Genomic DNA, 12,026 nt, shown 5'->3' on the forward strand with positions numbered 1-12,026 from the left:
GTCTGCAAAGGCTGACGGAAATCTACAAGTCGCAGCTCGAACTCGAACCGGTGGAGGCGCGGCAGATCGTGGAGATCGGAGACCTGCCGATGCCGGCGGCATGGCCGACAGCGGCCAGGACCCGGTCGTCACGGGAGGTGTTGTCCGATGATCCGACTATGGAAGAAATCCCGTGGAACCGCCGCCGAAGGGGCGGCAAGGCCGCGTTCCATCGTGATGGAGGGCGCCCGCAAGTCGACCGGAGGACGCACGCGTCATCGGGTGCTGATGTCGGTCGCGGTGTTCTTCGGCCTCTATGCAGCCATCGGCGGCCGGCTGGTCTATCTCGGTTTGCAGGAGCCTCCGGCCAGCAGCGCGCCCGGAGTTCATATAACCGCATCGCGTCCCGACCTTGTGGACCGCAATGGCGAGGTGCTGGCGACCGACATCAAGACCGCGTCGCTCTTTGCCGAGCCGCGTCGTATCGTCGATATAGACGAGGCGATCGAGAAGCTGGCGACCGTGCTGCCCGATCTCGACTACAATCAGACCTACCGCAAGCTCGACAGCGATGCCGGCTTCGTATGGCTGCGGAGGCAGCTTTCTCCGCGCCAGCAGGCCGAAATCATGGCGCTCGGCGTGCCGGGACTGGGCTTCCGCACGGAAAAACGCCGCTTCTATCCCGGCGGTTCGACCGCCTCCCATATTCTCGGCCTTGTCAATATCGACAACAAGGGCATCGCCGGCATGGAGAAATATGTCGACGATCAGGGTCTGGCCGACCTGCAGGCGACGGGCCTTGCCGTTCCCGGCAACCTGGAGCCGGTGCGCCTCTCGGTCGATCTCAGGGTGCAGCACGTCGTCCATGACGAGCTCGTGCAGGGAATGGAGAAATATCACGCCATTGCCGCCGGCGCCGTCGTTCTGGATGCCAAGACCGGCGAAGTGGTGGCCATGGCCTCGGTGCCGGATTATGACCCGAACAAACCCTATAACGCCCTCGAGAAGGACCGGCTCAACCGCATGTCGGCCGGTGTCTACGAGATGGGATCGACCTTCAAGCTCTTCACCACGGCCATGGCGCTCGATTCCGGTCTCGTCAGTATCAATGACAGCTTCGACGCCACCAGGGCGCTGCGGATCGCCGGCTTCACCATCAACGATTTCCATGGCAAGCATCGCGTCCTGACGGTGCCGGAAATCTTCATCTATTCCTCAAATATCGGCACGGCCAAGATGGCCGATGTGGTCGGCATCGAGGGCCACCGCGAATTCCTCAAGCGCGTCGGCCTTCTCGACCGCATGCGGACCGAGCTTCCCGAGGTCGCGCACCCCACCGAGCCGCGCGTGTGGAAGAAGCTCAATTCCATCACCATTTCATTTGGCCACGGCGTTGCGACGACCCCACTTCAGACGGCGATGGCCGCCGCGGCCATGGTCAATGGAGGCAAGCTGATCCCCCCGACCTTCCTGCCGCGCACGGAGAGCGAGGCCGCCGCCATCGCTGAACAGGTGATCTCCCCGGAAACCAGCGCCCTGATGCGCTATCTGTTGCGGCTCAACGCGGAGCGTGGTTCAGGCCGGCGCGCCGACGTGGAAGGCTATTTCGTTGGCGGCAAGACGGGAACGGCTGAAAAGGTGGTCAATGGCCGCTACTCCAGCGACAAACGCTTCAACGCCTTCATCGCCAGCTTTCCGGCGAATGATCCCGATTATGTCGTGCTGGTCATTATTGACGAGCCGAAACCGGAGAAGCCCGGCATGGGCGCGACAGCAGGACTGAATGCCGGCACCATGGCCGGCAACATCATCCGCCGCTCCGCGCCGCTGCTTGGCGTCAAGCCTGATTTCGGCCATGAAAGTGCGGCTCTGCTCGTTTCCCGATAATGATTCTGCCGATCCCATCACGATGGAAACGATCGAGACCTCGAGACGACTGGAAATCGATGAAGCTCAGTGAATTTGCGGAGATATTGCCTTCCGGCGGAAAACTGGCCGCCGACATAACGATTTCCGGCCTTTCATCCGATTCGCGGAATGTGGCTGTGGGCGATCTGTTCTTTGCTCTCGCCGGCAGCAAAACCGATGGCGCCGCCTTCGCTGCCGATGCGGCTGCACGCGGTGCGGCTGCTGTCGTAACGAGGCAAGGCGCGTTGAAGAACGATCCGGGCCTGCCGGTTGTCGAGGTCGAAGATCCCCGCCGCGCTCTCGCACTTGCAGCCGCGCGGTTCTACGGCCGGCAGCCGGAAACCATGGTCGCCGTCACCGGCACGAGCGGCAAGACATCCGTCGCCTCCTTCGCCCGGCAGATATGGGAGCAGGCGGGCCATGCCGCCGCCAGCATCGGGACGACCGGCGTCGTCGCACCGGGACGCTCCGATTATGGCGAGCTGACAACGCCCGATCCGATCGCGCTGCACAAGCTGCTGGCGGAACTGGCGGCGGCCGGTGTTACCCATGCTTCGATGGAGGCTTCCAGCCACGGCCTCGATCAGCGGCGGCTGGATGGTGTCAGGCTGGCCGCGGGCGGCTTCACCAATCTCGGCCGCGACCATATGGATTATCATCCCACGGTCGAGGAGTATCACGCTGCCAAGATGCGGCTCTTCGATGCGCTGCTTCCGCGCGGCGCGCCCGCTGTGATCTTTGCCGATGACGCCTGGTCGTCCGCGACGGAGGAGAGAGCCCGCAAGGCGGGCCTCGATGTGTTGACGGTCGGGCGCAAGGGGGCCTTTCTCCGGCTCAAGCGTGTCGAGCATGAGCGGTTCCGGCAGCGCGCCGAAATCGAGCTGAACGGACATATATATGAGATAGACCTGCCGCTTGCGGGTGATTTCCAAGTCGCCAACGCTCTCGTTGCGGCGGGGCTGGCAATCTCGACGGGGGTCGCCGCCGACAAGGCGCTGGCCGCTCTCGAGAGGTTGCAGGGCGCTTCGGGGAGGCTTGAACTCGTCGGGACGACGGCCAACGGCGCCCCGGTCTATGTCGATTATGCCCACAAGCCCGACGCTCTGGAGAACGTGCTTCAGGCCGTTCGACCGTTCACCACCGGCCGTGTCATTGTGGTTTTCGGCTGCGGCGGCGATCGCGATCGCGGCAAGCGTCCGATCATGGGCGAGATCGCCGCACGGCTTGCGGATGTGACGATCGTGACCGACGATAATCCGCGCTCGGAGGACCCGGCGGCGATCCGTGCCGCGATCATGGCGACTGCAAAGGGCGCCCAGGAAATCGGCGACCGGCGCGAGGCGATCCGCACCGCGGTCAACATGCTGCAGGCGGGCGACACGCTGGTGGTGGCCGGGAAGGGCCATGAGCACGGTCAGGAGATCGCAGGCCGCAAATATCCGTTCTCGGATCACGAGGAAGTGCGCAAGGCCCTGACGGAGAAGGCGGCATGAGCCTCTTGTGGACCATGGAGGAACTGGTGGCCGCGACGGGCGGCCGCCCCGTCGGCCGCGCTCTAGAAGGCGTGAGCGGCGTTTCGATCGATACGCGCACGCTCAATCCGGGCGATGCCTTCTTCGCCATCAAGGGCGAGAAATTCGATGGCCATGATTTCGCGACCGCCGCCATGGTGGCCGGCGCGGGCCTGCTCGTCGTCTCGGAAGCCAAGCTGCCGGCGCTCGGCAGGCTTGCCGTCCCGATGCTCGTCGTGCCGGATGTGCTGAAAGCCCTGGAGCATGTCGGGCAGGCCGCCCGCGCCCGTTCAAAGGCGACGGTTATTGCAATCACCGGGTCGGCCGGCAAGACGACGACCAAGGAGATGCTGCGCCACTGCCTGGCAACCTCGGGCAAGGTGCATGCCGCCGACCAGTCCTTCAACAATCACTGGGGCGTGCCGCTGACGCTCGCCAGGATGCCGGTTGATTGCGACTATGCCGTATTCGAGATCGGCATGAACCATCCGGGGGAGATCCGGCCGCTGGTGAAGCTCGTCAGACCGCATATTGCCGTCGTCACCATGGTGGCTGCCGCGCATCTCGGCCATTTTTCCAGCCTCGAGGAGATCGCGCGCGCCAAGGGCGAGATATTCGAGGGCGTGGAGCCCGACGGACATGCGCTGATCAACCGCGACGACCATCGCTGGAAGACACTTTCCAAGCTGGCTTCCGAGGCGGGTGTCAAGAATATCTGGAGCTTCGGAGAGCATGCGCGGGCGCAGTTCAAGCTCGTCAAATGCTGCCTCAATGCGGACAATTCGACAATCACGGCCAAGGTCGACGGGCAGGAACTGATCGCCAAGATCGGGGCGCCGGGCCGTCACATGGTGCAGAACGCGCTTGCCGCCATCGGCGCGGCCTATCTGGCGGGAGCGGATCTCGCCAAGGTCCTGCTGGCTCTTGCCGACATCGTTCCGGAAAGGGGGCGCGGTCGGCGTCATTTCCTGAAGCATCCCGAAGGCTCCATCACGCTGATCGACGAAAGCTACAACGCCAATCCGGCTTCCATGAAGGCGGCGATCCAGCTTCTCGATGCCACGCCGGTGGACGGCAAGGGCAGGCGGATTGCCGTTCTCGGTGACATGCTGGAACTGGGCGCCCATTCACAGAAGCTGCATGCCGCCCTTGCCGACATCATCTCGGAAACCAGCACCGACCTTGTGTTTCTGGCCGGCCAGGAAATGAAGGCCCTGGCCGACAAGCTGCCGGTGGATTTCCGTGTCGAATATCGCTCGCGCGTCGAGGAGCTTCAGCCGCTCCTGATCGAAACGCTGAAACCGGGCGACGCCGTAATGATCAAATCCTCGAAAAGCGTCGGCTTCTCCAAGCTGGTCGACGCCCTTGTGAAACACTATCCGGCTGCGGTCGCCAGACCGGTGAACGCCTGAACGCGGCCGCTGGGGGAAATTCCGTCATGTTCCTTTTCCTCGTTGAATTCGCCGACGAAATCTCGGTCTTCAACGTCTTTCGCTACATCACCTTCCGCACTGGTGGAGCGCTCATCACCTCGGCTCTGATCGTCTTCCTTTTCGGCCCGGCGATCATCGATTCGCTGCGCGTGCGGCAAGGACGCGGCCAGCCGATCCGCGCCGACGGGCCGCAGACGCATTTCAAGAAGGCGGGCACGCCGACCATGGGCGGCCTGATGATCCTGTCGGGGATCATCGGCTCCTCGCTGCTGTGGGCGAACCTTTCCAGCGTCTATGTCTGGGTCGTGCTGATGGTGACGGTCGGCTTCGGCGCGATCGGCTTCTACGACGACTATCTCAAGGTCACCAAGCAGTCGCATCTCGGTGTCTCGGGCAAATTCAGGCTTGCGGTCGAATTCCTCATCGCAGGCTTTGCGGCGTGGCTGATCATGCGGGCCGGTCAGGCGCCGTTCTCTTCCTCGCTCGCCTTCCCCTTCTTCAAGGACCTGCTCGTCAATCTCGGCATCTTCTTCATTCCCTTCGCCGCCTTCGTCATGGTCGGCGCGGGCAATGCCGTGAACCTGACGGACGGGCTCGACGGCCTTGCGACAGTGCCGGTGATGGTGGCGGCGGCCTCCTTCGGTGTCATTGCCTATCTGTCGGGCAATGCAATCTTCGCGGAATACCTGCAGATTCATTTCGTGCCCGGCACGGGCGAGCTTGCCGTCATCCTCGGCGCTGTGATCGGAGCCGGGCTTGGCTTCCTGTGGTTCAACGCGCCGCCGGCGGCGATCTTCATGGGCGATACGGGATCGCTGGCGCTGGGCGGCCTGATCGGTGCTGTGGCGGTGGCGACGAAGCACGAGATCGTGCTCGCCATAATCGGCGGGCTGTTCGTGGTCGAAATCCTTTCCGTCATCATTCAGGTGGCCTTCTTCAAGATGACGGGCAAGCGGGTTTTCCTGATGGCGCCGATTCACCACCATTTCGAAAAGCTCGGCTGGACGGAAAGCCAGGTGGTGATCCGTTTCTGGATCATCGCGGTGATCCTGGCCCTGATCGGCCTGTCCACACTTAAGCTGCGGTGAAGGCATGATTCCGGCTCGCAGCCTCAACGGCAAGTCGGTGGCGCTGTTCGGCCTCGGTGGCTCGGGGACGGCGACGGCGCAGGCGCTGATCGCGGGCGGAGCTTCAGTGACTGCATGGGACGACAACCCCGACAGCGTCGAAAAGGCGCGCGGGGAAGGGATCGAGGTGCGAGATCTCCACCAAGTCGACTGGTCGCGTTTTGCCTCCTTCATACTTTCACCGGGCGTGCCGCTGACCCATCCGAAGCCGCATTGGACGGTCGATCTCGCCCATGCGGCAGGCGTGGAGATCATCGGCGATGTCGAACTGTTTTCGCGAGAGCGCAAGGCGACCGCACCCGAGGCGCCTTTCATCGCCATCACCGGCACCAACGGCAAATCAACCACGACGGCGCTGACGGCGCATGTGCTCGCCTCGGCAGGCCGCGACGCGCAGATGGGAGGCAATATCGGCCGCGCGGTCATGACGCTCGACCCCGTCACGGCCGCGTGTCATTACGTGGTCGAGTGCTCCTCCTACCAGATCGACCTTGCACCTTCGCTCAATCCTACGGTCGGCATCCTGCTCAACCTGACGCCGGATCATCTGGACCGCCACGGCACGATGGACAATTACGCCGCCATCAAGGAACGCCTCGTGGCCGGCAGCGACACGGCGATAATCGGTGTCGATGACGACTATTGCCGGCGCATTGCCGATCGCCTTGAAAAGGCAGGCCGGAAGGTCGCGCGTATTTCGACCGCGACCCCGCTGGAGAACGGCTTCTATGCCGAGGGGATGGCACTGATGCAGGCATCCGGTGGCACTGCCGGACAGATTGCCAGCCTTGAAGGCATCGGTTCCCTGCGCGGTCGCCATAATGCACAGAACGTGCTGGCCGCTCTCGCCGCCTGCCTGGAATGCGGACTCACGCCGGAGGAAATCCAGACGGGCCTTGCAAGTTTTCCGGGCCTTGCGCATCGGATGGAGCAAGTGGGCCGCCGGGGGCACGTTCTCTTCGTCAATGATTCCAAGGCGACCAATGCGGAAGCGGCCGCACCGGCCCTTTCGAGCTTCGAGCGTATCTATTGGATCGCCGGAGGCCTGCCGAAGCAGGGCGGCATCGAGACGCTGAAGAAATTTTTCCCACGCATCGCCAAGGCCTATCTGGTGGGTGAGGCAGCACCTGTCTTCGCGGCCACTATCGGCGAGGCAGCACCTTACGAGATATCAGGCACGATCCAGGTTGCCGTGGAGCATGCCGCGCGGGATGCCGCCGCCGATCCGGCAGACGAGGCGGTGGTGCTGCTTTCGCCCGCCTGCGCCAGTTTCGACCAGTTCAGGAATTTCGAGCTGCGAGGGGCAGCTTTTCGCGACGCCGTCCACGCTCTTGGGGACATGGAGATTATCGGAGGGAAGGGACAATGATCAGCCGTACCGACCGCAGCCGGGTGGCGAACTGGTGGTGGACCGTCGACCGATGGTTCCTGGCGGCATTCCTGTCGCTGATGGGGCTCGGCATCGTGCTTTCCTTCGCGGCAAGCCCGGCCGTGGCGGAGCGCATCGGCCTGGAAAGCTTCCACTTCGTCACGCGCCAGATCATCTATATGTTGCCGGCTCTCGTCGTGCTGATCGTCGTCTCGTTCTTCGATGTGCGCCAAGTGCGCCGGCTGGGGCTCCTGATGCTCGGCATCTCGCTCGTGCTGATGGTGGCCACCCTCTATATAGGGCTTGAGGTGAAAGGCTCGCGGCGCTGGATCTATATTGCCGGCATTTCCATCCAGCCTTCCGAATATCTGAAACCGGCATTCGTCATCATCTGCGCCTGGCTTTTCTCCGAACATTCGCGGCATCCGGAAGTGCCCGGAAACCTGTTCGCGATGATCCTGCTCGGCCTCGTCGTGGCGCTGCTCGTCGCCCAGCCGGACCTCGGCCAGACCATGCTAGTGCTTGCCACCTGGGGTGCGATGTTCTTCATCGCCGGCATGCCGTGGCTGTGGGTGGTCCTGCTCGGCGGAGCCGGTCTCGGCGGGCTCTTTGCGGCATACAAGGCCTTCCCGCATGTGGCCGAGCGCATTGACCGCTTCCTGACCGGCGAGGGCGATACCTATCAGGTGGATGTGGGTCTCGAGGCGCTGACGCGCGGTGGATGGTTCGGGCAGGGGCCGGGCGAGGGCACCGTCAAGCGTATCCTGCCCGACAGCCATACGGACTTCGTGTTCGCGGTGGCGGGCGAGGAATTCGGCCTCATCTTCTGCATGTTCGTCCTGTCCCTGTTCGGCTTCGTCGTCCTGCGCGGACTCATCATCGCGCATCGCGAAAGCGATGACTTCACCCGTTACGCGGTCAGCGGCCTGGTCATCCTGTTCGGCCTGCAATCGCTGATCAACATGGCGGTGAACGTGCAGATGATGCCGGCCAAGGGCATGACCCTGCCTTTCATCTCCTATGGCGGCTCGTCGCTGATCGCCATGGCCATTTCCATGGGCATGGTGCTGGCGCTTACGCGCAGGAAGCCGCAGAAGCGGCAGKCGCCCTTCGTGCCCGGAACGGGCGTCCACGCCGCGCCCGCGAGATAACATGGCCGGGAAAGTCGCCCTGCTGGCCGCCGGAGGGACCGGAGGTCATCTCTTTCCAGCCGAGGCTTTGGCGCATGAACTCGTCGGGCGCGGATGGCAGATCCATCTGGCAACGGATCATCGGGCGGCGCGCTTTGCGGAACATTTTCCGGCCGAGGCGGTGCATGCGATCGATTCCGCCACTTTCGGCTCGCGCAATCCCGTCGCTTTCCTCAAGAGCGCCCTGACGATCTGGCGCGGCTTCCGGCAGGCCTCGGCATTGATGGGCAGGATCAGGCCGGCGGTCGTGGTCGGGTTCGGAGGTTATCCGACGCTGCCGCCGGTCTATGCCGCGACACGGCGCGGCGTTCCCACGATCATCCATGAGCAGAATGCGGTGATGGGCCGCGCCAACAAGGCACTTGCGCCTCGGGTGCAGGCCATTGCCGGCGGTTTCCTGAGGCCCGCAGGCACCCAAGCCGGCAAGATCGTCACGGTCGGCAATCCGGTGCGCCAGACGGTACTCGACGTGGCGGAAACACCCTATGAGCCACCGGCAGGAGATGGAGCCGTCCGGCTCCTGATTTTCGGCGGAAGTCAGGGGGCGCGGTTCTTCTCCGACACAATGCCCGAGGTGATTGCTCAAATGCCAGAGGCCTTGCGGTCGCGGCTTGCCGTCACCCATCAGGCACGCCCCGAGGACGAGGCCCGCGTGAGGGGGCGCTATGACGAACTCGGCGTCAAGGCCGAGGTCGCTCCCTTCTTTGCCGATCTGCCGGCACGCATGGCGACCGCCCATCTGGTCATCTGCCGGGCCGGCGCCTCGAGTGTGCTCGAGCTTTCGGTGATCGGCCGCCCGTCCGTGCTGGTGCCGCTGCCGCATGCGCTGGACGACGATCAGGGGCACAATGCCGGCATCCTCACAGAAGCGGGCGGCGCCTTGCTGCGCCGGCAAAACGAGATCGATATCGCGACGTTGGGCGGGGAATTGGCTGGGCTCCTGGGCGATGGAGCGCGACTTGCCGCGATGGCAGAGGCAGCAAAAAGCGTCGGCCGTACGGACGCCACGCGGTTGCTTGCCGACCTGACAGAGGCTATTGCCTCGGGCGTTTCGGTCGGACAATTCAAGGAAGGATCAGGCTCATGAAGATGCCGCAGACCATCGGGGTCGTGCATTTCATCGGCATCGGGGGTATCGGCATGAGCGGTATTGCCGAGGCGCTGCACACGCTCGGCTATCGGGTGCAAGGTTCCGACCAGGCGGAAAACGCCAATGTCGCGCGGCTGCGCGAGAAGGGCATCGAGGTCTTTATCGGCCATGCGGCCGAGAATCTCGGCGAGGCCGAGGTCGTCGTCGTCTCGACGGCGATCAAGAAGACAAATCCCGAACTGGCCGCAGCCCGCGAGAAGCTGCTGCCGATCGTGCGCCGTGCCGAGATGCTCGCCGAACTGATGCGCTTCCGTCAGGCGGTGGCGATCGGCGGCACGCATGGCAAGACGACAACGACCTCGATGGTCGCCGCACTTCTGGAAGCGGGCGGTCTCGACCCGACCGTGATCAATGGCGGCATCATCAATGCCTATGGCACCAATGCGCGCATGGGCAAGGGCGATTGGATGGTGGTCGAGGCGGATGAGAGCGACGGCACTTTCCTCAAGCTGCCGGCCGAGATCGCCGTCGTGACCAATATCGACCCGGAGCATCTCGACCACTACGGCTCCTTCGACAAGGTGCGCGAGGCGTTCCGGCAATTCGTGGAGAACGTGCCCTTCTACGGTTTCGGCGTCATGTGCATCGACCACCCGGAGGTGCAGGCCCTGATCTCCCGGATAGAGGACCGCCGCGTCGTCACCTATGGCGAGAACCTGCAGGCCGACGTGCGCTTCGGCAATCATCGCATGGATGGCCCGGCCTCGCTCTTCGATATCACCATACGCGACCGCAAGACGGGCAAGGTGGAGAATATAGAGGGACTGCGCCTTCCTATGCCAGGCCGTCACAATGTTTCCAATGCCACCGCGGCCGTGGCCGTGGCGCATGAACTCGGCATTTCTGCGGATGCCATCCGAAAAGGTCTGTCTTCCTTCGGAGGCGTCAAGCGCCGCTTCACGCCGACCGGCGAGTGGAACGGTGTGCGCATCTTCGACGACTACGGGCATCACCCGGTCGAGATAAAGGCGGTGCTGCGGGCGGCGCGCGAAGCCTCGAAAGGGCGCATCGTCGCGATCGCCCAGCCGCATCGCTACACTCGTCTGCATGACCTGTTCGACGATTTCGCCTCCTGCTTCAACGAGGCCGATACCGTGCTCGTGGTCCCCGTCTATGCTGCGGGCGAGGACCCGATTGACGGCGTTTCCTCCGAGACGCTGGTTTCGCGCATCCGCGCGGCAGGCCATCGCGACGCGCGCGCCATCAGCGGGCCGGAGGCGATTGCGCCCCTCGTGCGGCAGATCGCCAAGCCGGAGGACTATGTGATCTTCCTTGGCGCCGGCAACATCACCCAATGGGCCTATGCCCTGCCGCGCGAGCTCGGCGGCACGCCCGCATGAGGGACGGGCAGGCGCTCATCGACAGACTGGGCGGCAGGCTTGCCGGCCTGCGCGGGAAGCTCACGCCGAACGCGGGCATGGACAAGATCACATGGTTCCGCGCCGGCGGGCCGGCCGAGGTTCTCTTCCAGCCAGCCGACGAGGAGGATCTTGCCGCCTTTCTGAAAGCCGTTCCCGAGGATATCCCGGTTACGATCGTCGGCATTGGCTCCAACCTTCTGGTCCGGGATGGCGGTCTTCAAGGATTCGTGGTTCGTCTTTCGGCTAGGGGTTTCGGCGAGGTCTCAGCGGTTTCGGAAGTGCGTCTTGTTGCCGGAGCGGCAGTTCCCGACAAACGCGTGGCCGCCGCCGCACTCGAAGCCGGCGTCGGCGGCTTTCATTTCTATCACGGCATTCCCGGCGGCATCGGCGGCGCGCTGCGCATGAATGCCGGCGCCAACGGGGTCGAGACGCGGGAACGCGTCGTGGAGGTGCGCGCGCTCGACCGCAAAGGCGAACTGCACATATTGTCCAATGCGGATATGGGCTATGCTTATCGCCATTCCTCGGCCGGCAAGGAACTGATCTTCACCTCGGCGGTGCTGGAAGGCTACCCGGACGACCGCGAAAAGATCCGGGCGGACATGGACGCGGTCCAGCATCACCGCGAGACGGTGCAGCCGATCCGCGAGAAGACCGGCGGTTCGACCTTCAAGAACCCCGAAGGTACTTCGGCCTGGAAGGAGATCGACAAGGCCGGCTGCCGCGGACTGATGATCGGCGGCGCGCAGATGTCGCCCATGCATTGCAACTTCATGATCAATACGGGCACCGCCACCGGATATGATCTCGAATATCTCGGCGAGACCGTTCGCGCCCGTGTTCTGGAACATTCAGGAATCAGGCTGCAATGGGAGATCAAGCGAATCGGTACGTTCATGCCGGGCCGCGAAGTGGACGAATTCCTCGGTCGGATGCTGTGAATTACCGGCCGACGTGCGGCCCGGAATCCGTCAGAGAGCCACTTTCTTCGAAAAAAT

The 12,026-nt window shown here is 63.7% G+C and carries 9 protein-coding genes; all 9 read left to right on the forward strand.

What is annotated here, in order from left to right:
* Positions 1-147 precede the first annotated feature (147 nt).
* From L598_RS00070 to murB, 9 genes are read left to right on the forward strand one after another with little or no spacing between them, the layout of a single operon-like run.
* Entirely contained in the window at positions 148-1,866 is a 1,719-nt protein-coding gene (locus L598_RS00070; protein WP_144858821.1) for a penicillin-binding protein 2, read from the forward strand.
* 59 nt (positions 1,867-1,925) lie between these two features.
* On the forward strand, positions 1,926-3,380 hold the full coding sequence (locus L598_RS00075) for a UDP-N-acetylmuramoyl-L-alanyl-D-glutamate--2,6-diaminopimelate ligase (RefSeq protein ID WP_144858823.1): 1,455 nt from the start codon (positions 1,926-1,928) through the stop codon (positions 3,378-3,380).
* Entirely contained in the window at positions 3,377-4,810 is a 1,434-nt protein-coding gene (locus L598_RS00080; protein ID WP_144858825.1) for a UDP-N-acetylmuramoylalanyl-D-glutamyl-2,6-diaminopimelate--D-alanyl-D-alanine ligase, read from the forward strand. Before L598_RS00075 ends, L598_RS00080 begins: the two co-directional genes overlap by 4 nt.
* Before the next feature lie 26 nt (positions 4,811-4,836).
* Positions 4,837-5,919 (forward strand): phospho-N-acetylmuramoyl-pentapeptide-transferase, encoded by a 1,083-nt coding sequence (mraY, locus tag L598_RS00085; protein WP_144858827.1) that lies wholly within the window; start codon positions 4,837-4,839, stop codon positions 5,917-5,919.
* Positions 5,920-5,923: 4 nt separating this feature from the next.
* Complete coding sequence (murD, locus tag L598_RS00090; protein WP_144858829.1) at positions 5,924-7,327, forward strand: UDP-N-acetylmuramoyl-L-alanine--D-glutamate ligase; 1,404 nt, start codon at positions 5,924-5,926, stop codon at positions 7,325-7,327.
* Complete coding sequence (gene ftsW, locus L598_RS00095; RefSeq protein WP_144858831.1) at positions 7,324-8,478, forward strand: putative lipid II flippase FtsW; 1,155 nt, start codon at positions 7,324-7,326, stop codon at positions 8,476-8,478. The genes murD and ftsW overlap by 4 nt, the downstream gene beginning before the upstream one ends.
* A 1-nt stretch (position 8,479) precedes the next feature.
* Positions 8,480-9,604 (forward strand): undecaprenyldiphospho-muramoylpentapeptide beta-N-acetylglucosaminyltransferase, encoded by a 1,125-nt coding sequence (gene murG, locus L598_RS00100; RefSeq protein WP_144858833.1) that lies wholly within the window; start codon positions 8,480-8,482, stop codon positions 9,602-9,604.
* Positions 9,601-11,007, forward strand: a complete 1,407-nt coding sequence (murC, locus tag L598_RS00105; protein ID WP_144858835.1) for a UDP-N-acetylmuramate--L-alanine ligase — start codon at positions 9,601-9,603, stop codon at positions 11,005-11,007. The genes murG and murC overlap by 4 nt, the downstream gene beginning before the upstream one ends.
* On the forward strand, positions 11,004-11,969 hold the full coding sequence (gene murB / locus L598_RS00110) for a UDP-N-acetylmuramate dehydrogenase (RefSeq protein WP_144858837.1): 966 nt from the start codon (positions 11,004-11,006) through the stop codon (positions 11,967-11,969). Before murC ends, murB begins: the two co-directional genes overlap by 4 nt.
* The last annotated feature ends 57 nt before the right edge of the window (positions 11,970-12,026 follow it).

Source organism: Mesorhizobium sp. J18, from assembly GCF_007829525.1.
Lineage (GTDB): Bacteria > Pseudomonadota > Alphaproteobacteria > Rhizobiales > Rhizobiaceae > VLJP01.